The organism is Streptococcus parasanguinis (assembly GCF_964238605.1).
GTDB lineage: Bacteria > Bacillota > Bacilli > Lactobacillales > Streptococcaceae > Streptococcus > Streptococcus parasanguinis_AJ.
The window spans coordinates 1-26,898 of sequence record NZ_CAXSMM010000015.1; the positions used below are offsets into that span (position 1 = coordinate 1).

The window sequence follows — 26,898 nt, forward strand, 5'->3', positions numbered from 1 at the left end:
TTGTTCAGTTTTCAAAGGTCTTTGTCGCTCTCGCGCGACAACTATATTAGTATATCATGACCTACCCTTACTGTCAATACTTTTTTCCAAAAAATTTTATTTTTTTGAAAGTTTTTTTGAAAAAAAGAAAATAGAGAGGGAATCCTCTCTATTTATATTCTTGTCTGTATTTGTTTTCTTCAGCTTTGTTAGCCCATACATAATGACCTGGTTTAATTTCAACCATTTGTGGTTTATCTTCAGAGTAATCATGTTGTTCTGGATCATAGATTTTTAGAACTTTTTTACGTTCTAGAATTGGATCTGGAATTGGGACTGCTGAAAGTAGGGATTGAGTGTATGGATGGATTGGGTGGTTAAATAGCTCTTCAGTTTCTGCTACTTCTACAATAACCCCTTTATAGATAACTGCAATACGGTCAGAAATGAAGCGTACAACTGACAAGTCATGGGCGATAAAGAGGTAGGTCAAGCCTAATTCTCTTTGGAATTTTTTCAAAAGGTTCAAAACTTGCGCACGTACTGAAACGTCAAGGGCTGAGATTGGTTCATCCGCAATAACAAATTCTGGTTCCATGACAAGTGCACGGGCAATACCGATCCGTTGACGTTGACCACCTGAGAATTCGTGAGGGTAACGTGTCAAATGTTCTGCAAGAAGCCCGACTTCATGCATAATATTTTTTACTTTTTCCTGACGTTCTTCTTCGCTGTTAAACAAATGGTGGTTAATCAAACCTTCAGAGATAATATAATCAACTGTTGCACGTTCATTCAAACTTGCTGCTGGGTCTTGGAAGATCATTTGAATTTTACGGATCAACTCTGATTTTTCACTATGAGAGTTTTTCCCGTTGATCTTGCGACCGTCATAAATAATTTCTCCAGCACTTGTATCATTCAAACCGATGATCGCACGTCCAATTGTTGTCTTACCACTTCCTGATTCACCAACAAGAGAGAAAGTTTCTCCCTTATTAATGAAGAAATTGGCATTCTTTACAGCAACGAATTTTTTACTTCCTTCACCGAAGGAAATTTCTAAATCTTTAATTTCAACTAATTTTTCAGTCATTTCCTTCCTCCTATTCTGTAATGTGAGTGAAGCCCATTTTTGAGCCAATCTTTTCGTGAAGGTTTTCGATTACTTCTGGTTTATGAACTGTTGGTGCATCTGGATGGAGCAACCAAGTCTTAGCCCAGTGAGTATCGGTCACTTTGAAAGCAGGTGCCTCTTCTTCAAAATCAATCTGCATTGCATAGTCTGAACGAAGTGCAAAGGCATCTCCTTTGATTGGAGCATACAATGATGGCGGAGTCCCTGGAATAGAGTAAAGATTACCATCTGAGGTTGACAATTGAGGCAAGCTTGAAAGCAAGCTCCATGTGTATGGATGTTTTGGATCGTAGAAAATTTCTTCTACTTTACCAAACTCAACAATTTCTCCAGCATACATAACGGCTACTTTATCTGCAATACTTGCAACCACACCTAAGTCGTGGGTGATAAAGATAACTGTAAATTGGTATTCTTTTTGAAGGGATTTCAACAAATCAATGATTTGCGCTTGAATGGTTACGTCAAGGGCTGTTGTTGGTTCGTCACAGATTAAGATATCTGGACGGCAGGCTAAGGCGATGGCAATAACGATCCGTTGACGCATCCCACCTGAATATTGGAATGGATACTCATCAAAACGACGTTCAGCATCTGGAATTCCAACTTTCTCCATATAGTCCAAAGCCATTTCTTTGGCTTCTTTAGCTGTTTTCCCTTGGTGTTTGATAATGACTTCTGTAATTTGTGAACCAATTGTGTTGATTGGGTCCAAACTTGTCATTGGGTCTTGGAAAATTGTAGCGATCTTAGATCCACGAATATTTTCCCAATCTTTATTCGATTTCAAATCTGTCAATTCTTGACCACGGTATTTAATCGAACCTTGGGCAATACGGCCGTTATCTTCTAACATTCCGGTGAACGTTTTTGTCAAAACTGATTTCCCTGAACCTGACTCACCAACTAAGGCAAGAACTTCACCTTCTTCTAGCTCAAGCGATACGCCACGAATAGCTGTCAATACGCGATCGCGCACGTCAAATTCCACTACGATATCTTGAGCAGATAAAATAATATTGTTATTTGATGTCATATCTACTCCTCCTATCTATGTGTACGTGGGTCGCTGGCATCGGCCAAGTTTTGTCCGACGATAAAGAATGACAAGGATACTAAAATCAAAACAGTAAGCGGAATCCAGAATAGGTAGGCATTTGTAGTTACGTTTTGAGAATAGTCAGAAATCAACCGTCCCAAACTTGGAACTGTGATTGGAAGACCAAGTCCGAAGAAGGAAAGGAAAGCTTCGTAAGAAATAAAACTTGGTAACATTTGTGATGTTTGGGTCACGATTACAGATACCAATTGAGGTAAAATATTTTTCGTAACAATTTTCAAAGTTGGCGTTCCTAATGTTCGACTGGCCAAGTTGTATTCCAAGTCACGGTAACGCATGATTTGAACACGAATCATGTAGGCAATTCCGATCCATCCTGTTAAGGACATGGCAAGAATCAAGTTCCAGAAACCAGATCCCATTGAGTAAGTCAAGACGATAACGATCAACATAAATGGAATGTTTGAAATAACGTTATAAACTTCCATCATGATACGGTCGATGGATTTTGAGATTCCCCAAACTCCACCAACGATGACTCCGACCACCACGTTAATAACAGTTGCGATAAAGGAAATGATAATAGAATTTCGAGCACCAAACCAAACTCCATCAAAGAGGGATTTACCGTTGTTATCTGTACCAAAGAAAGCTTTGGCACTTGGTGGATTCAAACGAGCAGTAAAGTCATTGACCTTACTAACATCATTGTAATCAAAATTTGAAAACATCGGGTAGATAAAACTCATCAAGAGAATCCCAATCAAAACAGCAAGCATAATGATAGTGGTTCTTTTCTTAAAGAATTGTCTGAATACAGATTTCCAGTATGAATATGCTGGAGCATCGATTACTTCAGAGGCAAAGTCATCGCGTTTTACAAACTGAAATTTATTTTTATCGATTGTAGTCATTATTTGCCTCCTTTCGTATTCGTTAATTTAATCCGTGGGTCAAGTACCGTCATCAAGATATCACCTAACATGGCAGCAAAGATACCAAGCGATGTGAAGATAAAGACAAGTCCGATAACCATGGTGTTATTTGATGCTTTAATAGAGTCAATCAACATTTTACCCATACCTGGGAAAGCGAAGACTGTTTCAGTAAGTGTCGCACCTGAGATAACTCCAATAATAGATGTCGGGATACCAGATACCAATGGAACCATCGCATTTTTGAAGATGTGTTTTTTTGAAATCTCACGTTCTGACAATCCTTTTGAACGAGCAAAACGGACGAAATCTTGTGAATGGATATCAATCATGTAACGACGAATCCAAACGGCGTTAAATGGTGCACTCAGCAAACCAAGAATCAGAGACGGCAATACATATGAACGCCAATCCTGTGCTCCAAGAACTGGGAATGAGTCTGGAAGCCCAAAGAATGAACCTGCTAAACGGACAATGTAGACCGAAGCAATGGTTGGAAGAGACATCATAAATGTCAAAGCAGCTGTTGAGATGCTATCAAACCATGAGTTCTTGAACAGAGCCATGTAAGATCCTAATGGGATCGCAATCAAATAAGAAATTGCAATACCAATCAAACCAATGATTGAAGAAGATGCAATCATGGATGGATTCTCATAGTTGCTCAAAGTTGCTGTATAAGCGTCCCCTTTACCAAATCGACTGATATCTTGTGAGTCTGCCTTACTTGGTGATTTGTAGGTACGTGAGTAGATATCGATTGAAGATGTCTTTTTACCTGTTGGGAAGTTCACTTCACTCTTCTTAGTCGTTCCTTGTCCTTGCGTGATAACTTGAAGAACTGGGGTATTAGAATAAGTTGGATATGAATTTCCAAGGTTTAAGGTTACAAAGTTTTGGTGTACATATGGGAATTGACCATTAAAGTACAAGAGGTATTTGTGTTTCGTACCAGAACCCACTACAGACCATCCAATAGACGGATCATTTTCAATACGGATATAGCGTTTGAGGTTTGGATTTGAAGCATCTTTCACCCAACCTGGATGATCAAACTGAATCAAATTCGCATAGAAGCTGACGACACGTTCAAAAACTGGAATTTCACGCACCGCATAGAAAGACTTACTTTCTGGGAAACGTTTCAACTGCCAACCATGACCTAATTTGTTAATGTATTCTTTATAGATCTTTTCATTGGCAGTTGTCGCATCAACTGTTACAGAAGAATCTTCTTTACTTGCTTTTTGTTGCAAGCTCTTTGAATCCATGTATTCCAAATAACCCATGCGATCGTAGACAGTATTTTCGTAGTTGATCTTCGAATCTTTTGTCTTCGCTACTTTATTGTAGTTGGGGTCATTTTTAAAGATGAGATTTCTCGGTGTTAGCGTATAGATAATCATGTAGGTTAATGTCGTGACGAGAAAGATCGACACTAACGAACGCAAAATACGCATAAAAACATATTTTTTCATATTTCATTCCTTTAATGTCCAAAAGAACTTTCTCCCCTAGAAGAGAAAGTTCTAATGAAAAGCAATAATTTAATTATTTAACGTGTTTTTCAAGATCTTGTTGAGCTTTTTTGTTTGACTCAGCTTTTTCTTTTTGCCATTTTTCACGTGCTTGTTCGTATTGTTTCTTAGTAACAGGTTCATCTTGAACTTCTACATATTTGAAGTAAGCAGATCCTTTGTTACCTGTTTGAGCTGATGGGCCAGAGAATGGAACCACTTTAGAAACAACTGTTGCTGCGCCTGTGCTTGACATTGTTGGGATTACCAAGGCACTGTCACTCAACCAAGCTTGAGCAGTAGCATATTTTTCGTAACGTTTAGCTACATCAAGTGATTCGCTATTAGCGTCTGCAAGAAGTTTCGCATACTCATCCAAGCCAACTGCTTTGGCTGAAGCATTATCTACACCACCTGCAAAACCAAGGTAAACTTTTGTTTGGTCTTCTGATGATGGTTGAAGAGTATCAAGGTAAGTTGATGGATCATCGTAGTCTGGGTTCCATCCGACCAATCCTTGAAGATCCCAATCTGCATCTGCAGCTGATGGAACATTCAATGTGATGTTCAACACTTCATCTTGGTCCATCATTTGAAGGTCAAGAACGACATTGTCTTTACCAAGAGTATCTTCCACTGTTTGTTTCAATGATTGCATCCGTGAAACAAAGTTTGTAGAGTTTTGTGCTACTGGTACGTCAATATGAATTGGGAATTGAACGCCATCTTTTTGAAGTTCAGCTTTTGCTTTTTCAAGTTGTGCTTTTGCTTTGTCTTTGTTGTAAAGACCGTCTTGACCATCTGCAAGGTTGACACCTTTCCATTGGTCTCCATAAGTAGTCAACTTATCTGCAACCACATCTCCAAAGTCTTTCCCATTAACTTGTACAAAAGCTGGAGCTGTATAGGTATTACGGATAGCTGGTTTAGCAAATGCTTTACTATTTACTTGCGCTGAATAGTTTTCACGATTCAAGGCAAAGGTGATAGCTTGACGGAAATCTTTGTTTAAGATTGCTTTCTTAGTAGAAGATTTTTCAGCATCTGATTTCTTAGCTGTGTGTTTGTATGATTGACGGTCAATGTTGAAACCAAGAACCGCTACCCCTGAACCAGCCGGTGTATTATAGATGTTGTCTTTGTATTTTTTAGATACAGTTGCAAAGTTTGAACTTGCCGGGAAAAGACGAGCAGCTGTATAAGCACCATCAGAGAAACCACGCGCCAATGAATCTTGGTCTGATCCATCATAATAAGTGAGTTTCACTTCTTTAAGGTGAACGTTTTTCTTATCCCAGTAGTTGTCATTCTTTTCAAATACAACAGATGATTTTGAAGTGATTGATTTAAGAAGGAAAGGTCCGTTTGCAAGGATTGATTTCACATCGTTTGGTTGACCAAAATCATCTCCCTTACTCTTCAAGAACTCTGTGCTAATTGGGAACAAGATTCCGTTTGTTGTTTTAGAGTTCCAGAAGGTTTCAGGTTTGTTCAATGTATATTGAAGTGTGTAATCATCAACAGCTTTGACACCAACTTGGCTAAAGTCTGTAGTTTTTCCTTGTACATAATCATCCAAGCCTTTGACAGAACCTTGAACAAGTGAAAGGGTTTCAGATTTTTTATCAGCAGCGTGTTTCAAACCAGTTACGAAGTCTTTGGCAGTCACTTCACCATGTTCTTCACCATCTGCATCGTACCATTTAACACCCTTACGAATCTTGTAGGTATAAGTCAAACCATCTTTTGAAACAGACCAATCTTCTGCAAGTGATGGCACAAGATTTCCATACTTGTCATTTGCCATCAAACCATCTACGACATTTGTAGTGATATCATGTGTAGCAGCTTTAGAAGATACAGTGTAGTCCAAAGTTTGAGGATCATCTGTGTAGACATAACCATAGTTTTTGTCTTCACCTGAGCTTGCTTTACTAGTATTTGAACCAGAACATGCAGCCAACAATCCAGCTGCAAGGAGTGTTACTCCGGCAACTGCGAATACTTTACCTTTTTTCATAGGAATTCTCCAATAGTTTTTTTAGATTTGTTTAAGATTATATCACAAGTAGAAAAAAAAGTAAACTAAATTTTCTGAATATTCGATTTATCACTATTCAAAAACCTTGCTATGACTGACTTTTTAGGCTAATTGATGATTTTACAATTTTCCATTAATCATTTGTATGATACAATAGAGAGGACTAAGCAACGAGGAAACAACTGTGAAAAAATTCTTTCTTTCTTTTTTAACCTTCATCCTGCTGTTATGCAGTTTACCTTATCAAGTCGTTCTAGCAGATGAGCTAGATCTTCCTGCTCAAAGTGCTATTGCTGTTGAAGCTGATACAGGTAAAATCTTATATGAAAAGGATTCAGAGAAAAAGCGAGATGTGGGTGGACTATCTACACTCTTGACTACTTATCTGATTTTCGAAGCTATTCATGAAAAAAAACTTTCTCTAAAAGATCCTATCAAACTGTCTGAGAAAGCTATGGCCTTAAATGATATCGAAGGTGCTGGTACTCTTCCTATGGAAGCGAACCAATATACGGTTGAACAGTTATTGACTGCCCTTTTAGTTGGAAATTCTAGTACTGCTGCCTTTGCCTTAGCTGAGAAAGTGGGTGGCTCTGAGAAAAGCTTCGTTGAAAAAATGAAGCAGAAACTTTCTGAATGGGGCATTCAATCTCCTCATTTAATTAATGCTACTGGATTAAATACTCAAACCATCAGCGGAGATCCTGACGGGAAAGAAGACGAAAATCAATTAAGTGCTTATGATATTGCTGTTATTGCCAAGCACTTACTTCAGGATTTTCCTGAAGTGACCAAATATACTTCAAAACCCACTGCTCTTTTTTCAAACACGCAGATTGAAAACCCCAACCTGATGCTAGAAGGCATGCCGAATTACCGTTCTGGAGTTGATGGCCTACGGGTCAGCAACTCTACCAAAGGTGGCATCACCTTTGCTGCATCGACGACGCAAAATGGCATCCATATGATCACAGTTGTCCTAGGAGTGGAGGCAGTTGACGGTGATCCATATGCACGCTTTGTGGCTACTTCTTCTCTGATGAACTACGTGGTACGGACCTTTGTTTCTTCCATTGTCGTCAAAGAAGGAGATCCCTACGGAAAAAGTAAGGCAACTATCATGGATGGGAAGTCAGAGACTGTTTTAGCTGTTGCAAAAAAAGACTTCTATATCGTTGAAAAGCAAGGCAGTCAAGCAGAACCAAAAATTCAATTCAAGAGTGACCAAGAATCATTCCGAGCACCTGTCAAATCAGGCACAAATCTTGGAAAATTACACTACACTGATCCAGATAAAATCGGACGTGGCTACTTAGAAGATCAAGAACCAACAGTCGATATGGTAGCAGGAAGAACCATTGAGAAAAGCTTTTTCTTAAAGGTTTGGTGGAATGAATTTGTTCGTTATGTCAACGAAAAATTATAAGTAAAAAAATCACAATGGAGTCAAATCCATTGTGATTTTTGATTGATGAAAATGAATTATCCTACAGATCCTTCCATTTCGTAGCTAATGAGTCGGTTTAACTCAACGGCGTATTCCATTGGAAGTTCTTTTGTAAAGGGCTCTACAAATCCCATGACAATCATTTCTGTCGCTTCTGATTCAGACAAACCACGACTCATCAAATAATAAAGTTGTTCTTCTGAAATTTTTGAAACCTTGGCCTCGTGCTCCAAAGCAACTTGTGAGTTGTGGATTTCATTAAATGGAATCGTGTCTGATGCAGATAAATCATCCATGATAATAGTGTCACACTCAATGTGAGAAACTGATTTCTTAGAGTTCTTGTTGAAAGTCACTTGTCCACGGTAGTCTACCTTTCCGCCACCCTTCGCGATGGATTTGGATACGATAGACGAGCTAGTGTGAGGGGCATTGTGGATCATCTTGGCACCTGTATCTTGGTGTTGACCTGCATTCGCAAAGGCAATGGACAACATGGTCCCACGCGCTCCTTCTCCATCTAGATAAACAGATGGGTACTTCATGGTTGTCTTCGCTCCTAAGTTCCCGTCGATCCACTCAACTGTAGCATCTTTTTGAGCTTTGGCCCGCTTGGTGACCAAGTTGTAGACATTGTCAGACCAGTTTTGGATGGTCGTGTAGCGCATATAAGCACCATCCAAGGCAAAGATCTCAACAATCGCTGCATGGAGGCTATTGCTTGAATAGGTCGGTGCTGTACAGCCTTCTACATAGTGAACACTTGCTCCCTCATCCACGATAATCAAGGTACGCTCAAACTGACCTGTATTTTCATTGTTGATACGGAAGTAAGTTTGAAGGGGAACGTCTACTTTTACGCCTTTTGGCACATAAATGAAGGTTCCACCAGACCAGACTGCTGAGTTTAGGGCAGCCAATTTGTTATCCGTTGGTGGCACTAACTTCGCAAAATACTGTTTGAATAGGTCTGGATATTCTTTTAGGGCAGAATCTGTATCGGTAAAGATAATCCCCAACTTTTCAAACTCTTCTTTCATATTGTGGTAAACCACTTCTGATTCATACTGAGCAGAAGCTCCCGCTAGGTAAGCACGTTCCGCTTCAGGAATCCCGATACGCTCAAAGGTTTCCTTGATTTTCTCTGGAACTTCGTCCCATGAACGGGCAGGTTTATCCGAAGGTTTTTGATAATAGATCAAATCATCAAAGTCAATCTCTGATAGATCGGCTCCCCAGGTTTGCATGGGCATCTTTTTGAAGGTTTCAAAAGATTTCAAACGGAATTCGAGCATCCATTCGGGTTCATTTTTTGCTGCAGACAATTCACGAATAACCGCTTCATTCAATCCCTTCCCGGTAGAGAGAATGGGTTGAACGTCATCGTGAAATCCAAATTTATATTCACCGAGATCAATTGGTTTCGGTTCGACTCTTTCTTCAGCCATAATTTCCTTTCTTTCTCTGTTTCTTCTTTTAACTATTTGCTACGTTCAATCGCTTTTTTGAGAGCATTCCAGGAGAGGGTTGCACATTTAATCCGTTGTGGGAATTTTGAGACTCCAGATAAGAAGGCTGCGTCTCCCAATTCCTCTTGGCGAGGATCTGACTCCCCTTGGACCATTTCTGAAAAGACCTGTGCCAATTCTTCGACTTCCTCTATTGTTTTTCCCATTACAGCATCTGTCATCATGCTAGCTGAAGCTGTTGAGATCGTACAGCCTGAATTCACAAAGGCAATATCTTCCACCCTGTCATTCTCATCAAATTTCACACTTAACTGGATCACATCTCCACAAGTTGGATTGTTGAGTTGGATCTGATCAACATCTTCAATCTGCCCTTGGTGATGGGGGTGTTTTGAATGGTCAGCTACGACCGCCATGTACAGCGAATCTAATTTAGAAAGTGCCATTGAAAAACTCCTTTGCTTTGATCAATGCCTCAATTAATTTATCACAGTCCGCTTTGGTGTTGTAGATATAAAAACTTGCTCTCGTTGTCGCTGGGACTTGTAGGTATTGAAGGAGCGGTTGTGCACAGTGGTGACCTGCACGAACAGCAATCCCTTCATAATCTAGTGCTGTTGCTAAGTCGTGCGGATGGAGATCTCCTAGATTAAAGGAAATGACGCCAGAACGTTGGGCTAAGTCTTTGGAACCATAGATGGTCAAGCCTTCGATAGCCTGTAATTTTGGAAACACATAGGCAATCAGTTCTTGCTCATGCGCTTCTACCTGGTCCATACCCAGCTCTTCTAAGTAATCGATTGCTGCACCAAGACCAATTGCGCCCGCCATATTAGGTGTTCCAGCTTCAAATTTCCAAGGCAATTCCTTCCAAGATGCAGATTGTTCGTAAACAAAGTCAATCATCTCGCCCCCAAACTCGATCGGAGACATTTTCTCTAAGATTTCTTCCTTCCCATAGAGGACACCAATCCCTGTTGGTGCAGCCATCTTGTGGCCAGAAAAAGCAAAGAAATCCGCATCTAAGTCTTGTACATCAATGGCCATATGAGGGGTTGATTGAGCCCCATCTACGACCATGATCGCTCCAACTTCATGAGCTAATCGAGCAATTTCCTTGATCGGATTGACCACCCCTAAGACATTCGAAGCATGGGTGATGGAGACAAATTTTGTCTTCTCACTAAGCTTGCTCTTTAAGTCCTGCATATCCAGTAAGCCATCTTTTAGATAGACATAGACCAGTTTTGCTCCCGTCTTCTTGCAGGCTTGCTGCCAAGGAATGATATTGGAGTGATGTTCCATGATGGAAATCAGGACCTCATCCCCTTCCTTTAGGACTTCTTCTGCGTAGCGGGCTACCCAGTTGAGTCCGGTCGTTGTCCCTCTTGTAAAGAGCACTTCCTTGGTTGATGAAGCATTGATAAATTTTCTGACTTTCTCACGCGCTGCCTCATAGGCTGCTGTCGCTCGTTCAGCCAAAGTATGGACTCCACGATGAACATTGGCGTTATCTTGCAAATAATAGTGATTAACTGCTTCAAGAACACGTTTAGGTTTTTGCGTCGTCGCTGCATTATCTAGATAAACCAAAGGCTCATCGTGAACTAGTTGATCGAGAATGGGAAAATCTTGAGCAATCGTATTTTTATCTAGCATTGTTTCTCCTTAGCGTTGAGATAACTTTTCTTCGATGGTAGCAATCATTTCATCACGTACTTCTTTAACTGGGATTTCAACAATAACAGATCCCAAGAAACCACGCACCACTAAGCGTTCTGCTGTGTGTTGATCCAGACCACGACTCATGAGGTAATACATATCTTCTGGGTCCACTTGACCGATCGATGCAGCATGGCCTGCTGTAACGTCATTTTCATCAATCAAGAGGATTGGGTTGGCATCTGAACGCGCTTGGTCCGATAACATCAAAACACGGCTTTCTTGCTGAGCATCAGCTCCTTTAGCCCCCTTGATAATATGACCAATTCCGTTGAAGGTCAAGGTTCCTTTTTCAAGAATAACCCCGTGTTGCAAGATATTTCCGATCGAGTTGCAACCAAAGTTGGTCACGCGGGTGTCAATTCCTTGCACCTGACGACCGCTTGATAAGGCAACGACTTTCAAATCTGCATGACTTCCGTTTCCAACCAAGTCACTGTCAAAATCTGCAACCACGTTGCCTTCGTTCATAACACCGATAGCCCAATCAATGCTGGCATCCTGACCTAGTTTTCCACGTCGACTGATGTAGGCTGTGACATTTTCACCCAGGCGGTCAATCGCCGCAAATTTCACTTGGGCACCTGAGCGGGCAATCACCTCAACCGTCACATTAGCAGTTGCTGTTGCTGAGCCATCACCTTTTGATTCTAGGCGTTCCAAATAGCTAAACTTGCTGTTTTTGCCTGCAATAATCAAAATGTGTTTATTAAAAGGTACATCACTATCACTATCCTGGTAGAAAATGCCTTCGATTGGTTCTGAAATTTCGACGTTATCTGGAATATAGAGGACAGCCCCACTATTAAAATAAGCTGTGTGGTATGCTGCTAGTTTATCATCATCGTATTTAACCGAAGACATAAAGTAGTCTTCTACCACCTGCGGAATTTCTTCTAGGGCAGAATGGAAATCTGTAAAAAGGACTCCTTGGTCTGCCAAGGCTTGTGGCACCTGTTCAAAAACAGTCTGAGTTCCAACTTGGACTAATTTTAAATTTGAATCAAGGGCTGTAAAATCTGGAACATTGGCAGAAGCCTCGCTTTCTGTGATCGTCCCGTCCCCAAGATTCCAACGGTGGAATTTGACGCGTTCAATGGCTGGTAATTCCAACTGATCGATCTTGTCAAAAGCTTGTTTTCGTAAATCTTGCAGCCAACTTGGTTCAGCATGCAGTTCCGAAAAGAGTGTAATATTTTCAATACTCATTTTTTTCTCCTAATAAAGATACTATCTGTTTGATTTTATGACAACATTAGATCACTAGTCATCAGGTTATAGTTCTTCTTTATAGTCGTAACCGAGTTCTTCTGCAAGTTGAGCGTATCCTTCCCGTTCCAAGCGTGCAGCCAATTCTGGTCCACCTGAAAGCACGACACGACCTTCCATCATCACATGAACTACGTCAGGAGTAATATAGTTCAACAAACGTTGGTAGTGGGTGATGATCATTGCTCCAAAACTTTCACCCCGCATTGTATTAACCCCTTTAGATACGACCTTAAGAGCATCAATATCCAAACCAGAATCAATTTCATCCAAAAGAGCAAATGTTGGCTCCAACATCAATAATTGAAGGATTTCATTCCGTTTTTTCTCACCACCAGAGAATCCTTCATTGAGGTAGCGTTCTGCCATCTCTTCTTTCATGTTGAGTAATTCCATCTTTTCATCCAATTTGTTAATGAAATCACGAATGGAAATCTTCTCGTCCTCTTCTTTACCAGCATTCATGGCTGCACGTAAAAATTCTGCATTGGTAATTCCTGGGATTTCTGAAGGGTATTGCATAGCAAGGAACAAGCCCATCCGTGCCCGTTCGTCTACTTCCAATTCCAAGATGTTGACACCATCAAACAGAACCTCCCCTTTGGTTACTTCATAATTTGGGTTTCCCATAATGGCAGCTGACAGAGTAGATTTCCCTGTTCCGTTTGGTCCCATGATGGCTGCGATCTCACCAGTTTTTAGGGTCAGGTTTACACCTTTTAAAATTTCTTTGCCTTCAATTTCAACGTGAAGGTCTTTAATTTCTAATGTCGACATTGCATTCCCTTTCTTTTTACTTTGAAGTCTAGAAGGTTCTCAAAGCATCGATTCCTTCATCACAAAGTATTTTTTTACCTTTCAAGTATATCAAAAAAAAGCCTAAATGGCTTTTCTTTTGATTAGAACTATTCTTATTTAGTTTTTTCTTTTCGTTTTTGACGAACTTCCTCCCGGTAGGAAGAATTCCCTATATAGCGCAGAACATTTAACAAAGGACTATGATGTGGCCCTAAAACCCCAATCAATTCTGCTAACAACTCTACTCCAAACAAGAGCCCGATCACAAGTAGGACACCCCCAATGCGACTCGAGATGTTGAGCAAGAGAGAAATCAAGGAGAAAATCATCGAAATCCCATAGATCACAAGTACAGTTCCCCGATGTGTCAAGCCCAGAGAAAGAAGTCGGTGGTGCAAGTGATTGCGATCCGGTTTATAAAATTTTTGACCAGATAGGGTCCGACGGATAATGGCTAAAAAGGTATCTGTAATCGGTACTCCGAGGATAATCATTGGTGTGACTACCGCAACAGCTGTCGCATTTTTCAAACCTTGCAAGGACAAGACAGAAATCATAAATCCGATAAACAAGGCACCGGTGTCTCCCAAATAGAGAATGGCCGGATGGTAGTTAAAGGGAAAGAAACCTGCAATGGACGCAACCAAGACAAAGATCGTCATGGTCAGAAAGAGATTGGGTACTGGTAGAAAGAAATAGGACACAATCCCCATTGTCACTAGGGAAATAATAGAGACCCCACTCACCAAGCCATCTAATCCATCAATCAGATTGACTGCATTGGTAATGGCAACAATCCAAATCACTGTCAAAAGATACGATAGCCATGGTTCAAAATGAAGTAAGGGACCACCGAACGGAATCTTGAAATCATTCAGCCGAAAATCTGTCAAAAACCAGACCAGACTCGCTGCCAGCAGGATACCGATCATCTTTTTCTTGGCTGACAACTCTTTTACATCATCGATCAAGCCTGTAAGAGCGATAATCCATCCCGCTCCTACGACCGGCAAGGTATAGGATAGGTAACTTTTGATTGGTGCGGTGGTGGATGTCAGCATAGGAATAAACACGAGAGTCGCAATTGAAAAAGCAATCACGATAGCCAGTCCACCCGCGCTTGGCATGGGCTTGGTATTGATCCGACGCGCATTCGGATAATCCACTGCATCTATCTTAAAGGAGAATAAGCGAACCAAGGGCGTCAATACCAAGGCAATCATAAAAGTCCCAATCAGCACCAGAACAAATTGCAAGGAAAAGGACATCATAAGCTAGCAACTTTCTTCAAATTCTCAATCGCACCAGACACCATTAATAAATGACCATGTTCCTGCAGAACTGCCCGTGTCACTTCTGAATCATCCGCATACTCCCGAATGATAGCAAGTAACCAGGTTGGATATTGATTTGGTTGATCCTCTGTATCGATCAAGACGGTTAAATAATAATCGGATCCCATTTTGTATAATTCAGAGGTATCCACTGGAAAGCTTACCGTTTTTGAAAAGGCAACTGCTTGCTGGATATTTGAAAAACGCAAAATGTAATAAATATACTGACTTACTGGTGCTTCAGATGTCGGATCTTGTTCTTGATTGTCCCGCAACTCTTCTTGTTCCAAATGGTGAATGACTTCTGCATCCCCTTTTGTCTTATCAGAGATTGTTTTTTCCAAGGTTTTGATAAATTCATCTGGCGTCATGCGCGACAACTCTTCCATATCAGGAAGATCTGACAAATCCTCAAAATCCAATTGTTGGTCAATTTTTGATTTGGTAACAAAAACATCCAATTTATCTGGTTTTGGTGTCACACGGAAACTCAGCATCCCGCTATCCAGGAAGCTTTCAGGCATTTCGAGCTCATCCAAAATAGTGTAGAAAAATTCTTCTGTTTTTTCTTGTGGGACAAGGAAATCAGCAATTTCCATCCCACGTTCTTCTAAGTCTTCTAGTTGGATCGTGATCTTAATTGTTGAATCACTAATTTGCTTCATCTTCATAGCATAACCTCATACTTCTAGTCTTACTATTATACTAAAAAATTGGATAGAATTCAAAAAAAGGATGCATCGAAAAGAGGTCGGGACAAAAGTCTCCAACCTCGAAAATAATTTGATCAAGTTCAAGCCTTCTCTTAGAAAATAACACGGAAGAGTCCATACAATAACAAGATGGAACCAAGAACGATCCGGTATTTCCCAAAGACGGTGAAATCATGATTTTTCACATAATCTGTCAAGAAGCGAATGGCGTACATGCTGACTACGAAGGCCACTCCCATCGCTACCAGTAGAATAAAGAGTTGTCCCAGTGCAAGCGAATGTCCGCCAAGAGCGAATTTTCCAACCTTTAAGAGGCTAGCCCCAAACATAGCTGGAATCCCCAAATAAAAGGTAAATTCTGTCACCACTGGGCGGCTAACACCATTGATCAAGCCACCTACAATCGTAGCACCTGAACGGCTTGTTCCTGGAAATAGCGATAAAACTTGGAAGAGTCCGATATAAAGAGCTGTTCGATAAGGTAGCTTATGCAATTCCGTTACTGCTGGCTCAACTTGTTCTCGTCTTTCCAGATAGATAAAGGCAATCCCGTAGGTGATCAACATAATCGCAACGGAAATCGAATTGTGAAAATGCGCCTCAAACCAATCATCTAATTTAAAAACAAAGACAAGAGGGAGGGTTGCAACCGCAACTTTTGCCCATAATTGCCAGGTCCGACGTACTTCTAGTGGAGATTTACCAGGTTTGAAGGGATACAATTTATCGAAATAAATCACCACAACCGCTAGGATCGCTCCCAATTGGATCACAACATTGAACATCTCCATAAAGGCTGGATCTTGATTTTTAAACTGCACAAAATCCTGTAACAGAATCAAGTGACCTGTACTTGAGATCGGTAACCATTCTGTAATCCCCTCGACAATCCCAAAAAGAACCGCCTTGATTAATTCGATCAGAAACATCTTTTTCTCCTAAACTTACATTTGCTCTATTATATCATAAATCTATGGACTGGACCAGGCCTTCTAAACTAGAAGGGAAAGAGCGACCAAGACCATTCTTAGTGCTACTTAGAAGGCACCAAAGCCTCCTCCGCCTCCTCCGCCAGAGAAACCTCCTCCACTACCAGAAGAAACCGTGAAATGACTAGCTGTCGATGCTGTCGATCCATAAGTAGACATGGCATGACTTGAGTGGGTCACATCATGATAGAACGGGGTGTAAACGAAGGCGTTTAAGGCTTGATTTTCTAAATGAATATTCCGAAGTTTCATGACCTTTGTGACCTGATCAGCTACACCATACAAGGCCGCATAGACCAATAAGCGATTCCATAGGACCAGAGACTGCAACTCTGCATCGTTGAGGTGGGCAATCTCTTTCAACATCCGACCAAAACTATCCCAGTAATAGCGTTGCTCAGCACCCGCAAGATTGACAACCCCATCTCGTAGGCAGGCTTTAAAGACACCATTGAAGCGCACTGGCATAAACCAAAGTATGAGGATCCCTATCAAACAAGGAACAGAGAACCAACCCATCCCAAAGATAGCAAAGATTTCTGCTCCAAGAGCGATAAACCAAGCAGCCCAACCAAAGAAGAGACTTCGTCTAGCTTGTGCTTCTTCATTTGCCTCTAAAGGGCGATAGTAGCTTGGCAAATGGAGATCTTCCACCTTGCGATGAACATCTCGGGCCACTTGGTTGACAGCCGTATCAAAACGAGCCTGAGCCTTACTTCCTAGTGAACGAATCGCATCTTGATCTGCTTTTTTAGCATGTTTGTATACATCATCACTAAATTCATAATTCTCAAAGAGACGGTTAACAGGACAGGAAACTTGATCCCCAAAAGCCATATTCATAAAGGAGCGTTCAAAATCATCCACATGTCCATGAGACTTTCTCGTCAAAACGACTTCATTTCCTTGTTGCTCGTAGACAATCACTCCACGATCCATCAAATCCAGCAATGTAGCTTGAAGCATTTTTTCAAATGTAAACACTGGCGGAGTTGCCTTCTCTTTATTGGTCGGGGAGGCCTCGTCTAATTCAGCTGAATAAACAACCGAGCTCATAACAAGAGGTGCAATATCCTGTGGAATCTCATAAAGACGAGTATTGGTCGGATAGGTCACACCAGGCCAAATCATTTTTTTGAACCGATTGCGACCCAAGAGAGAAAGAAGCCAGAGTGCAATAATGAAGGCTGGCAAGATCCAGTTCCAAAACATGCGTGTCCAGTATTTTTCCTGTTCAATTTTAGCTTGGTTCTTGTGAAATTCATCCAATTTGGTTAATCCTGTATTTCGACCAGAATCATACAAAGTAGTTAGATCTGACTTCAACCAGTAACCATACAACTCCACAGCCTTTCCTTTGCCTAGGTTATAGAAAGTGGCAGAATAGATTCCATCTTCTTTCTTTACAGTCACATCCGGTCCCATAAAGGCTGTATGGATATACAGTTCCGATTGGGCATTAGCTGGTGCAAACTTAGGGATGACACGAAACTGAACTTCGTCCACCTTCTGATCGCCATCAGTAATTGGTTTCCAATTCAACTGCAAGATATCCTTATGTGAATAGAGGAGATTTTTTAATTTCCATGTGACTTTTATTTTGACAGTATCTGTCGCTACACCACTGTTATAAATTTTCACTCGGTAGCCATCACCTAGATTCGTAATCTCGGGTTCTCTTTGAAGATCACGACCTTCCACCTCAACCTTTGGCGGTATCTCAATTGCAAAGCCTTGTGGCATGTTCCCCGCAGTTCCTAGGCTAACATACTGCCCTCTATAAGAATCTTTGAAATAATAAACCAGTTCTTCCTCATAGGTGGCGTCGTCCCAAGTGTCCAAGGTCAAGGTTCCACCATAGTAAAGTACATCATAAGATGGGCTAGATGCATGGACATTCTGACTGACAAAAAGACAGGCCAGAAAGGCAAAAAAAACATACAAATACTTTTTCATTTGATCACGCTCCTTTGTATTATTATAGCATTTTTTAAATAAAAAGAGGACCATGTTTGAAATGCAACCTATTTTACTGTACAATAGGAGAAGTTAAAATAAGGAAGAGGAGAAAAAATGAAAAAAACATTATTCGCGCTCTTAACAGGGCTTTTCATTTGCCTGGGGATCACACAGGTTGCTCATGCAGATGACTATTTACGAATCGGAATGGAAGCGGCCTACGCTCCTTTCAACTGGACCCAAGAAGATGATGCAAATGGAGCTGTTAAAATTGACGGTACCAATCAATATGCCAATGGGTACGATGTCCAAATCGCCAAAAAAGTTGCTGAGGATTTAGGTAAAAAACCTTTGATCGTGAAAACATCTTGGAACGGTTTAATTCCAGCACTCACATCTGGTAAAATCGATATGATTATCGCCGGGATGAGTCCCACTGCTGAACGTAAAAAAGAGGTCGCCTTCTCTAATAGCTACTATACCAGCGAGCCGGTCATGCTGGTCCGCAAAGACGGAAACTATGCGAATGCCACTAGTCTAGATGACTTTAAGGACGCAAAGGTTACCTCTCAACAAGGGGTCTACCTCTACTCGCTTATTTCTCAACTCAAAGGGGCAAAACAAGAAACCGCCATGGGAGACTTTGCTCAAATGCGTCAAGCGCTTGAATCCGGCGTCATCGATGCTTATGTTTCCGAACGACCAGAAGCCCTAACCGCTGAGTCCGCTAATTCTAAATTTAAGATGATCCAATTCAAAAAAGGATTTGAAGTTGGAGAAGAAGATGCGACCATCGCTATCGGGATGAAGAAGGGCGACACTAGAATTGACCAAGTCAATGCCGCACTAGCTAAGATTTCGTCTGAAAACCAAGTCAAACTCATGGATGATATGATTAAGAAGCAACCAGCTTCCAGTGATGCTAGTGATGATAAGCAGACATTCTTTAGCCAAATGATGAAGATTTTAAAGGATAATGGCCCACAGTTCTTACGAGGAACGGGTATGACCCTCCTCATCTCCATGACAGGGACCATTGCTGGTTTGATCATCGGTTTGTTAATCGGTGTCTTCCGAACAGCTCCGAAGGCTAAGAATAAATTCCTTGCTGGATGTCAAACTGCCTTTGGTTGGTTCCTCAATGTCTACATTGAAATCTTCCGTGGAACTCCGATGATCGTTCAATCCATGGTCATTTTCTATGGTTCCGCCCAAGCCTTCAACATTTCCTTGGATCGTACCTGGGCCGCCATCTTTATCGTATCAATCAATACCGGAGCTTACATGAGTGAGATTGTTCGTGGTGGGATCTTAGCAGTGGATCCAGGTCAGTTTGAAGCAGCGACTGCTCTAGGAATGACCCATGGACAAACCATGCGCAAGGTCGTCCTTCCACAGGTTGTTCGCAATATCTTGCCAGCAACAGGGAATGAATTTGTTATTAACATCAAGGATACATCTGTTTTGAATGTTATCTCTGTAGTTGAATTGTACTTTACAGGAAATACGGTCGCAACTCAAAACTACCAATACTTCCCAACCTTTACGATCATCGCTGTGATTTACTTCGTTCTCACCTTTACCATCACACGAATTCTTCGCTACATCGAACGTCGCTTAGATTCTGATACTTATACTACAGGTGCCAATCAAATGCAAGTCAAGGAGGTGAAATAATGGCAGAAAAAATTCTTGAAATCCAACATTTAAAAAAATCTTATGGTCAAAATGAGGTTTTGAAAGATATTTCGCTCACGGTTGAAAAAGGAGAGGTGATCTCCATCATCGGGAGCTCAGGTAGCGGAAAATCAACCTTTCTTCGCTCCATCAATCTTCTAGAGACTCCTACTGATGGAGAGATTCTCTATCGTGGGCAAAATGTTCTTGATCCTGAGTATGATCTTACCCACTACCGCGAGAAATTGGGAATGGTTTTCCAAAGCTTTAATCTTTTTGAAAATTTAAATGTCTTGGAAAATACGATCGTTGCACAAACAACCGTCCTCAAGCGTGATCGTGAAACCGCAGAAAAAGTTGCCAAAGAAAACCTTGAAAAAGTCGGTATGGGATCTCAATATTGGGCTGCCCGTCCGAAACAACTTTCAGGTGGTCAAAAGCAACGGGTCGCTATCGCGCGTGCCCTTTCCATGGATCCTGATGCCATCCTCTTTGATGAACCAACTTCCGCCCTGGACCCTGAAATGGTTGGGGAAGTTTTGAAGATCATGCAGGACCTCGCTAAAGAAGGTTTGACCATGATCGTCGTAACCCACGAAATGGAATTTGCCCGCGATGTCTCTAGCCGTGTCATCTTCATGGACAAGGGGGTCATAGCTGAGCAGGGAGATCCAAAAGAAATCTTTAGTAATCCCAAAGAGGAACGGACCAAGGAATTCCTTCAACGCTTCTTACACTAATCTCTTGAAACAGTTTGCTTACCAGTATGGAAGCAAGCTGTTTTTTGTACCTCCTCTTCTTTTAAGGCATAGAAAAAAACCAGAGAGGAAGCCTCTCTGGTTTTTAATTGGAACAACAAATTAATCTTCGAATTTTTGATGATTTTTGTCATAAAAATCAATCAATCCGAGTGCAGTTTCAAACGAGATGTTCTTCACTTTTGCACGTCCTTGAGCCAAGGCAATGATAGACATTTCACGGGCATTTGTTTCTTTACTGATACGATATCCCGTAATTTTCTTATCGCGTACCCATCCAACAACTGATTCTACTTTTTCAAAGTTCGATTTAGCCATGATCTTTCTCCTATATTATTATTTCCAATACTAATATAAATTGTTTTGCACATTTTGTCAACTAAAATCGCTGAAAATACGAACCTTTTTTAAAAAATGAGAAATAGTTTACTTTGCTTTCAAGGCTGATAATATTTGTGTACGAATGTTTTCAACGCCATCTGGGTTAGCTGGTAGGAAAATCGTATTATTCCCTTCCTTATCTGCAAAATTATTTAAGGTATCTAAGTACTGATTGGTTAACAGAATAGACATAATTTGCTCTTCGGTCAAGTCTACATTGGCTCCTTTTAACTCTTTAATAGAGTCTGCCAATCCATCGACAATAGCCTTCCGTTGCTCGGCAATACCGACCCCGTGCAAGCGGTCTTTTTCCGCCTCAGCTTCGGCAGCAGTAACGATCTTGATCTTGTCTGCTTCTGCCAATTCCTGAGCTGCCACGCGTTTTCTTTGCGCCGCATTAATCTCGTTCATGGATTGTTTCACTTCGGCATCTGGCTCAACTTTGGTGATCAAGGTTTTTACAATAATATATCCATAAGTTGACATTTCTTCTGCCACTTGTTTTTGAACTTCAAGGGCGATTTCATCTTTTTTCTCAAATAATTCATCCAAGGTCAACTTGGGAACAGAAGAACGCAAAGCATCTTCAATGTATGATTTAATCTGTGATTCTGGACGCATCAACTTGTAGTAGGCATCCTTTACGTTGCTTTCGTTCACTCGGTATTGCGTCGCCACATTCATGGTAACGAATACGTTATCCTGAGTTTTTGTTTCAACCACGATCTCACTCTGCAAGACGCGCAATTGAACTCGTGCTGCAATTTTATCGATACCAAAAGGCGCTCGCATATGAATGCCACTATCGCTAATTTTTTGATAACGTCCGAAGCGCTCGATGATGGCAACGGATTGTTGCTTGACCACATATAGTGAGCTAATCACAATGAATCCTGCAACCAGTAACAAGAATAAAACAAAGATAATAAATCCAGGCATAAAAAGTTCCTCCTTTTAATTTACGCATATCATATCACAAGTATTGATAAAAAAGCAATATATTCCTTAAAAATATATTGCTTAAATGGTCGATTATTTCTGTATGATACTCAGACGAGCATATTATAGAGTGTTTCATTGCCGTTCAAGTTAATGAAAGACGGATCAAAACGCTCGATACGGTTGACCAAGCCTGCATAGTCATGTTTATTGGCTAAAGTAACCCCAATCAAGACAGGGCCTGTTCCCTTACTAGCGCGCTTGATGTATTCAAAACGTGTGATATCATCATTTGGCCCTAAGATATCATTTACAAACTCGCGAAGGGCCCCTGGACGTTGTGGGAAGTTTACGATAAAGTAGTGTTTCACTCCATCGTAGATCAAGGCACGTTCTTCCATTTCAGGCATGCGGTTAATATCATTATTCCCACCTGAGATAATACAACAGATCGTTTTTCCCTTGATGTATTCGCGCAAAACTTCTAGGGAAGCCACACTGGCAGCTCCCGCTGGTTCAGCTACGATCCCTTGTTTAGAATAAAGATCAATCAAGGTCTCTGAAATCAAGCCTTCATCGACCCCAACCAGGGTTTCCACATGTTGACGGGTCACTTCATAAGTCAATTGTCCCACCTTTTGCACAGCAATCCCGTCTGCAAACTTATCGATTTCTGGTAATTTGACGGGACCACCTGCTTCAAAAGCAGCCTTCATGGAGCGCGCTCCTTCAGCCTCTACCCCAATGACCTCAATCCGAGGCTCTGTTTCTTTGATGTAGGTAGAAACACCTGAAATGAGGCCTCCTCCACCAACAGGAACAAGGACAGCATCAAAGGTAATCGATTCTTTTCGAGCTTCCTCAAGAATTTCATAGGCCACTGTTCCTTGGCCAGCCTGTACGTGTGGATCATCAAACGGGTCAATAAAGGTCCGTTTTTCTGCGAGAGTAAATTCTTGGGCCGCCTTAGCTGATGCATCAAAGGTATCCCCCACCAACTTAATCGTTACATAGTCCCCACCAAAGAAGCGGACTTGGCCGATCTTTTGTTGCGGTGTTGTAATCGGCATGAAGATGGTTGCTGGAATCTTCATTTCATTACAAGTATAAGCAACTCCTTGCGCATGGTTTCCCGCAGAAGCACACACCACCCCACGCTCACGCTCTTCTTTAGAGAGTTGAGAAATTGCAAAATACGCTCCACGAATCTTGAACGAACGAACACGTTGGGCGTTTTCTTTTTTCAAATAAATCTTTGCCCCATATTTTTCAGATAAATAGTGGTCGTATTCAAGGGGCGTATTGACAACGACTCCACTTAATATTTTATGGGCCTTAGCCACATCTTTTGCTGTTATCATTTCATACCTCTGTTGCTGTGTATTGATCAAAAAAGCAAGCTAGGGTGTCCCAACTTGCTTAGTCTTCTACAGACAATTAGTTGTAGATTTTGAAGGCGTCATCGTCGTTTTGACCAACGAATGGCATTGCTTTACGCAATTCAGCACCAACTTTTTCAATTTCAAGTTCTTCAGCTTGTTTGCGGAAGGCTTTCAAACGTGGGAAACCAGCATCGTGGTCTTCAACGAATTCACGTGCAAATTTACCTGATTGGATATCAGCAAGGGCAGCTTTCATGTTTTCTTTTACTTCTGGACCGATAACACGAGGACCAGTTACGAAATCACCAAATTCTGCAGTATTTGAACATGATTGACGCATTTTCTTGAAGCCACCTTCGTAGATCAAGTCAACGATCAATTTCATTTCGTGAAGGACTTCGAAGTAAGCCAATTCAGGTGCATAACCAGCTTCTGTCAAAACTTCAAATCCAGCTTCGATCAAGCTTGTCAAACCACCCATAAGAACGGCTTGTTCACCAAACAAATCTTCTTCTGTTTCTTCTTTGAAGGTTGTTGAAAGAAGACCAACACGTGCTGAACCAACACCTTTTGCCCAGTCCATTGCAATGTCTTTCGCATTACCAGTAGCATCTTGGTAGACAGCGTAAAGTGCTGGTACACCAAATCCTTCAGTGTAAGTACGACGTACCAAGTGACCTGGTCCTTTTGGTGCAACCATGAAGACATCTACGTCTTCAGGAGCTTTGATGTAACCAAAGTGGATATTGAAACCATGGGCAAAACCAAGAGCTTTACCAGCGCTCAAGTTTGGAGCGATTTCATCTTTGTAGATATCTTTTTGGATTTCGTCTGGTGCCAAGATCATGATGATATCAGCCAATTTAGTTGCTTCTGCAACTGGGTAAGCTTCAAATCCATCTTCTTTTGCTTTATCGAATGATTTACCAGGACGCACACCGATGATGACATCATGACCTGAATCACGCAAGTTTTGTGCGTGTGCATGACCTTGTGAACCATAACCGATAACGGCGATTTTTTTACCATCAAGTGCTGGTACTTTAACGTCTTTTTCGTATTCCATTTGAACTGCCATAAGTAAAATCTCTTTTCTATTATATTATTTGCCTTTTTAAGGCGGGGTTAACAATGTTAAGGTGAGAATTAATCTCGTGTAAATCCGGTTGCACCGGTGCGGGCGATGTTTTTAATCCCATAAGGTCGAATAACACGAATGAGGGCTTCGCTCTTTTCTGCATTTCCCGTCATTTGAACGGTGATAGAGCTTGGGGCTACATCGACCACGGTCGCACGGAAAGGTTGAATAATGGCCAAGATTTCTGCTCGCTTCTCAGCAGGTGCAGAAACTTTCACCAGGATCACTTCGCGCTCCAAGTGTGGTTTATCAGTGATATCCCGGACACGGATCACATCCACTTGGCGGTTGAGCTGTTTGATGATTTGCTCTACTTCATCATGCGAAGCAACATCAATGATAATGGTAATCCGCGATACATTAGGGTTTTCTGTTGCGCCAACAGAGATGCTTTCGATATTGACTTGACGTCTCGACAAGACTCCAGTAAAGCGGTTCAGAACACCTGAGCGGTTTTGAAGTTTGGCTGTTAACATTCTACGCATTAAACTTCACCCCCAACATCTCATGATTACTCTTACCAGCTGGTACCATCGGCAAGACATGCTCTTTCCGAGAAATGTCTACTTCGATGAACATTGGTACATCTTCTGTGATGACTTCCAAATCCTTCTCAAGAGTTTCAGGATTATCAAATTTATAATTCTTGATCCCGTAAGCTTGCGCCATCAATTGGAAATCTGGAAGGCTATCAAAGACTGACTCTGACGTCCGACCATCATAGAAGGCTTCTTGCCATTGACGGACCATTCCAAGCGAGTGGTTGTTGAGCATAACGACCTTGATCGGAACCTTATAAATATTTAAGATTGCCAATTCTTGATTGGTCATTTGGAAACCACCATCTCCGACAAAGAGAACAACTTCTTTATCTGGATTGGCAATTTTCGCTCCGATAGCTGCAGGAACACCGAATCCCATCGTTCCTAGACCACCAGATGTTACCAATTGACGCTCATTTTGGTAAGGATAGTATTGAGCTGCCCACATTTGGTGTTGTCCAACGTCTGTGACGACAATAGCGTCCCCCTTGGTCAACTCTCCGATGCGTTCAATCACAGCTTGTGGCTGTACAACCCGTTCTTTCTTGTCGTAAGAACGAACCCGGTTCTTATCTTGGGTCACCTTTTCGATCCATTTTTCTGTGTTGTTATGAACCGTTGGTTCTGCTAGCAACTGCTGCAAGGCTTTCTTTGCATCGCCAACCACAGGAATGTCGACAGCAATGATCTTACCAATTTCTGCAGGATCAATGTCGATATGGGCAACCTTAGCATTTTTAGCGAAAGTCTTTGGATTCCCTGTCAAACGGTCATCAAATCGACAACCAACACTGATCATGAAATCCGTCTCTGTCATAGCGATATTGGCCGCGAAGGATCCGTGCATTCCTCCCATCCCTAGGAAAAGAGGATGACTGGTCGCAATCGTTCCTTGACCTAAAAGACTAGTCACTACTGGAATCTGATAGCGCTCTGCTAGAGCAATCAACTCTTTTGCAGCTCCAGCGTAACTCACCCCACCACCAGCAAGAAGAACTGGTTTTTTAGCCTTACTCAATTGCTTCAAAATCTTTTTGATCTGCAATTCATTGGGTTCAATGGTAGGCTGGTAGCTTGGAAGCTTCACACTTGGTTCATAGATAAAATCTGTCTCTAAAGCAGACACATCCTTTGGAAGGTCAATCACCACCGGACCAGGACGTCCAGTCGTCGCAATATGGACAGCTTCTGTGATAATTCGTGGAATATCTGCCGTCTCACGTACTTGATAGTTGTACTTGGTGATGGGCATGGTAATTCCCACAATATCTGCTTCTTGGAAGGCGTCTTTCCCGATCCCAGCACGATTGACTTGACCAGTGAAGACTAATAGGGGAACGCTATCGCTCATGGCATCTGCAATCCCTGTAATGGCATTGGTCGCCCCCGGTCCACTAGTGACGACTGCGACACCCAGCTTTCCAGTTGATTTGGCGTAGCCTTCAGCCTCATGCAAGCATCCTTGTTCATGACGACCCAAGATATGCTGGATACCCTCAAAGCTATAGATGGCATCGTATAAAGGCAAAACCGCTCCACCAGGATAACCAAAAATCGTGTCAATGCCTAAATCACGCAGGGTTTCAAGAACGAGCTCTGAACCGGTTTTTGCAGTTTCTAAGGTAATTTTCTCCATGTCTCTCCTTTCCAGTACTTTGTATATCAAATTAGCATGCTACTATCATACCATTTTTAGAAAATATTTCAAGGA

At 41.5% G+C, this 26,898-nt stretch carries 23 protein-coding genes; 3 read left to right on the plus strand and 20 right to left on the minus strand.

What is annotated here, in order from left to right; genetic code table 11:
* Positions 1-148 precede the first annotated feature (148 nt).
* The 5 genes from ACESR9_RS09370 to ACESR9_RS09390 form a co-directional block, all read right to left on the minus strand.
* On the minus strand, positions 149-1,075 hold the full coding sequence (locus tag ACESR9_RS09370) for an ATP-binding cassette domain-containing protein (RefSeq protein ID WP_003010296.1): 927 nt from the start codon (positions 1,073-1,075) through the stop codon (positions 149-151).
* A gap of 10 nt (positions 1,076-1,085) precedes the next feature.
* Positions 1,086-2,153, minus strand: coding sequence for an ABC transporter ATP-binding protein (locus ACESR9_RS09375; protein ID WP_373106361.1), 1,068 nt, complete (start codon positions 2,151-2,153; stop codon positions 1,086-1,088).
* 11 nt (positions 2,154-2,164) lie between these two features.
* Entirely contained in the window at positions 2,165-3,091 is a 927-nt protein-coding gene (oppC, locus tag ACESR9_RS09380; protein ID WP_195190108.1) for an oligopeptide ABC transporter permease OppC, read from the minus strand.
* Positions 3,091-4,590: an ABC transporter permease gene (locus ACESR9_RS09385; RefSeq protein ID WP_023919303.1), complete on the minus strand. Its 1,500-nt coding sequence runs from the start codon at positions 4,588-4,590 to the stop codon at positions 3,091-3,093. Before ACESR9_RS09385 ends, oppC begins: the two co-directional genes overlap by 1 nt.
* Before the next feature lie 73 nt (positions 4,591-4,663).
* Positions 4,664-6,649 carry a peptide ABC transporter substrate-binding protein gene (locus ACESR9_RS09390; protein WP_021154492.1) on the minus strand — a complete coding sequence of 662 codons (1,986 nt, stop codon included), beginning with the start codon at positions 6,647-6,649 and terminating at the stop codon, positions 4,664-4,666.
* A gap of 205 nt (positions 6,650-6,854) precedes the next feature.
* Here ACESR9_RS09390 and ACESR9_RS09395 point away from each other — a divergent pair, with 205 nt between their 5' ends.
* Positions 6,855-8,096, plus strand: coding sequence for a serine hydrolase (locus tag ACESR9_RS09395; RefSeq protein WP_195190107.1), 1,242 nt, complete (start codon positions 6,855-6,857; stop codon positions 8,094-8,096).
* Positions 8,097-8,152: 56 nt separating this feature from the next.
* On the opposite strand, the gene sufB is transcribed toward ACESR9_RS09395, so the two are convergent.
* From sufB to ACESR9_RS09440, 9 genes are all read right to left on the minus strand, one after another.
* Complete coding sequence (gene sufB, locus ACESR9_RS09400) at positions 8,153-9,565, minus strand: Fe-S cluster assembly protein SufB (RefSeq protein WP_003010279.1); 1,413 nt, start codon at positions 9,563-9,565, stop codon at positions 8,153-8,155.
* A gap of 32 nt (positions 9,566-9,597) precedes the next feature.
* Positions 9,598-10,032, minus strand: coding sequence for a Fe-S cluster assembly sulfur transfer protein SufU (gene sufU / locus ACESR9_RS09405; protein ID WP_155200295.1), 435 nt, complete (start codon positions 10,030-10,032; stop codon positions 9,598-9,600).
* Positions 10,019-11,245: a cysteine desulfurase gene (locus tag ACESR9_RS09410; RefSeq protein ID WP_155200294.1), complete on the minus strand. Its 1,227-nt coding sequence runs from the start codon at positions 11,243-11,245 to the stop codon at positions 10,019-10,021. The genes sufU and ACESR9_RS09410 overlap by 14 nt, the downstream gene beginning before the upstream one ends.
* A gap of 9 nt (positions 11,246-11,254) precedes the next feature.
* The gene (gene sufD, locus ACESR9_RS09415; RefSeq protein WP_049483540.1) at positions 11,255-12,517 is read right to left on the minus strand and encodes a Fe-S cluster assembly protein SufD; all 1,263 of its coding nucleotides are present in this window, start codon (positions 12,515-12,517) and stop codon (positions 11,255-11,257) included.
* 66 nt (positions 12,518-12,583) lie between these two features.
* Positions 12,584-13,354, minus strand: coding sequence for a Fe-S cluster assembly ATPase SufC (gene sufC, locus ACESR9_RS09420; protein ID WP_373106362.1), 771 nt, complete (start codon positions 13,352-13,354; stop codon positions 12,584-12,586).
* A 134-nt stretch (positions 13,355-13,488) separates the two neighbouring features.
* Positions 13,489-14,646, minus strand: coding sequence for a glycosyltransferase family 4 protein (locus ACESR9_RS09425; protein ID WP_049485793.1), 1,158 nt, complete (start codon positions 14,644-14,646; stop codon positions 13,489-13,491).
* Complete coding sequence (mecA, locus tag ACESR9_RS09430) at positions 14,643-15,380, minus strand: adaptor protein MecA (protein WP_195529689.1); 738 nt, start codon at positions 15,378-15,380, stop codon at positions 14,643-14,645. The genes ACESR9_RS09425 and mecA overlap by 4 nt, the downstream gene beginning before the upstream one ends.
* A 134-nt stretch (positions 15,381-15,514) precedes the next feature.
* Positions 15,515-16,351 carry an undecaprenyl-diphosphate phosphatase gene (locus ACESR9_RS09435; protein ID WP_013904699.1) on the minus strand — a complete coding sequence of 279 codons (837 nt, stop codon included), beginning with the start codon at positions 16,349-16,351 and terminating at the stop codon, positions 15,515-15,517.
* Positions 16,352-16,459: 108 nt separating this feature from the next.
* Positions 16,460-18,367, minus strand: a complete 1,908-nt coding sequence (locus tag ACESR9_RS09440; protein WP_070505442.1) for a DUF2207 domain-containing protein — start codon at positions 18,365-18,367, stop codon at positions 16,460-16,462.
* Between the two features lie 117 nt (positions 18,368-18,484).
* On the opposite strand from ACESR9_RS09440, the gene ACESR9_RS09445 reads away from it, so the two are divergent.
* Together ACESR9_RS09445 and ACESR9_RS09450 are read left to right on the plus strand one after the other, a co-directional pair.
* Positions 18,485-20,047, plus strand: coding sequence for an ABC transporter substrate-binding protein/permease (locus ACESR9_RS09445; RefSeq protein WP_070505441.1), 1,563 nt, complete (start codon positions 18,485-18,487; stop codon positions 20,045-20,047).
* The gene (locus ACESR9_RS09450; RefSeq protein ID WP_125826529.1) at positions 20,047-20,787 is read left to right on the plus strand and encodes an amino acid ABC transporter ATP-binding protein; all 741 of its coding nucleotides are present in this window, start codon (positions 20,047-20,049) and stop codon (positions 20,785-20,787) included. The genes ACESR9_RS09445 and ACESR9_RS09450 overlap by 1 nt, the downstream gene beginning before the upstream one ends.
* A gap of 120 nt (positions 20,788-20,907) precedes the next feature.
* On the opposite strand, the gene ACESR9_RS09455 is transcribed toward ACESR9_RS09450, so the two are convergent.
* The 6 genes from ACESR9_RS09455 to ACESR9_RS09480 form a co-directional block, all read right to left on the minus strand.
* Entirely contained in the window at positions 20,908-21,123 is a 216-nt protein-coding gene (locus tag ACESR9_RS09455) for a capsule biosynthesis transcriptional regulator (protein WP_003004771.1), read from the minus strand.
* Positions 21,124-21,231: 108 nt separating this feature from the next.
* Positions 21,232-22,125 carry an SPFH domain-containing protein gene (locus ACESR9_RS09460; RefSeq protein WP_049475093.1) on the minus strand — a complete coding sequence of 298 codons (894 nt, stop codon included), beginning with the start codon at positions 22,123-22,125 and terminating at the stop codon, positions 21,232-21,234.
* Positions 22,126-22,235: 110 nt separating this feature from the next.
* Positions 22,236-23,486, minus strand: coding sequence for a threonine ammonia-lyase IlvA (gene ilvA / locus ACESR9_RS09465; protein WP_049473272.1), 1,251 nt, complete (start codon positions 23,484-23,486; stop codon positions 22,236-22,238).
* Between the two features lie 76 nt (positions 23,487-23,562).
* Positions 23,563-24,585: a ketol-acid reductoisomerase gene (ilvC, locus tag ACESR9_RS09470; protein WP_003004157.1), complete on the minus strand. Its 1,023-nt coding sequence runs from the start codon at positions 24,583-24,585 to the stop codon at positions 23,563-23,565.
* Positions 24,586-24,653: 68 nt separating this feature from the next.
* The gene (ilvN, locus tag ACESR9_RS09475; protein WP_003010242.1) at positions 24,654-25,130 is read right to left on the minus strand and encodes an acetolactate synthase small subunit; all 477 of its coding nucleotides are present in this window, start codon (positions 25,128-25,130) and stop codon (positions 24,654-24,656) included.
* Positions 25,123-26,823, minus strand: a complete 1,701-nt coding sequence (locus ACESR9_RS09480; protein WP_003004603.1) for an acetolactate synthase large subunit — start codon at positions 26,821-26,823, stop codon at positions 25,123-25,125. The genes ilvN and ACESR9_RS09480 overlap by 8 nt, the downstream gene beginning before the upstream one ends.
* Positions 26,824-26,898: the final 75 nt, after the last annotated feature.

Coding starts and splice junctions, on each gene's coding strand:
- ACESR9_RS09370 (WP_003010296.1), bottom strand. CDS start 1,075: ATGACTGAAAAATTAGTTGAAATTAAAGATTTAGAAATTTCCTTCGGT.
- ACESR9_RS09375 (WP_373106361.1), bottom strand. CDS start 2,153: ATGACATCAAATAACAATATTATTTTATCTGCTCAAGATATCGTAGTG.
- oppC (WP_195190108.1), bottom strand. CDS start 3,091: ATGACTACAATCGATAAAAATAAATTTCAGTTTGTAAAACGCGATGAC.
- ACESR9_RS09385 (WP_023919303.1), bottom strand. CDS start 4,590: ATGAAAAAATATGTTTTTATGCGTATTTTGCGTTCGTTAGTGTCGATC.
- ACESR9_RS09390 (WP_021154492.1), bottom strand. CDS start 6,649: ATGAAAAAAGGTAAAGTATTCGCAGTTGCCGGAGTAACACTCCTTGCA.
- sufB (WP_003010279.1), bottom strand. CDS start 9,565: ATGGCTGAAGAAAGAGTCGAACCGAAACCAATTGATCTCGGTGAATAT.
- sufU (WP_155200295.1), bottom strand. CDS start 10,032: ATGGCACTTTCTAAATTAGATTCGCTGTACATGGCGGTCGTAGCTGAC.
- ACESR9_RS09410 (WP_155200294.1), bottom strand. CDS start 11,245: ATGCTAGATAAAAATACGATTGCTCAAGATTTTCCCATTCTCGATCAA.
- sufD (WP_049483540.1), bottom strand. CDS start 12,517: ATGAGTATTGAAAATATTACACTCTTTTCGGAACTGCATGCTGAACCA.
- sufC (WP_373106362.1), bottom strand. CDS start 13,354: ATGTCGACATTAGAAATTAAAGACCTTCACGTTGAAATTGAAGGCAAA.
- ACESR9_RS09425 (WP_049485793.1), bottom strand. CDS start 14,646: ATGATGTCCTTTTCCTTGCAATTTGTTCTGGTGCTGATTGGGACTTTT.
- mecA (WP_195529689.1), bottom strand. CDS start 15,380: ATGAAGATGAAGCAAATTAGTGATTCAACAATTAAGATCACGATCCAA.
- ACESR9_RS09435 (WP_013904699.1), bottom strand. CDS start 16,351: ATGTTTCTGATCGAATTAATCAAGGCGGTTCTTTTTGGGATTGTCGAG.
- ACESR9_RS09440 (WP_070505442.1), bottom strand. CDS start 18,367: ATGAAAAAGTATTTGTATGTTTTTTTTGCCTTTCTGGCCTGTCTTTTT.
- ACESR9_RS09445 (WP_070505441.1), top strand. CDS start 18,485: ATGAAAAAAACATTATTCGCGCTCTTAACAGGGCTTTTCATTTGCCTG.
- ACESR9_RS09450 (WP_125826529.1), top strand. CDS start 20,047: ATGGCAGAAAAAATTCTTGAAATCCAACATTTAAAAAAATCTTATGGT.
- ACESR9_RS09455 (WP_003004771.1), bottom strand. CDS start 21,123: ATGGCTAAATCGAACTTTGAAAAAGTAGAATCAGTTGTTGGATGGGTA.
- ACESR9_RS09460 (WP_049475093.1), bottom strand. CDS start 22,125: ATGCCTGGATTTATTATCTTTGTTTTATTCTTGTTACTGGTTGCAGGA.
- ilvA (WP_049473272.1), bottom strand. CDS start 23,486: ATGATAACAGCAAAAGATGTGGCTAAGGCCCATAAAATATTAAGTGGA.
- ilvC (WP_003004157.1), bottom strand. CDS start 24,585: ATGGCAGTTCAAATGGAATACGAAAAAGACGTTAAAGTACCAGCACTT.
- ilvN (WP_003010242.1), bottom strand. CDS start 25,130: ATGCGTAGAATGTTAACAGCCAAACTTCAAAACCGCTCAGGTGTTCTG.
- ACESR9_RS09480 (WP_003004603.1), bottom strand. CDS start 26,823: ATGGAGAAAATTACCTTAGAAACTGCAAAAACCGGTTCAGAGCTCGTT.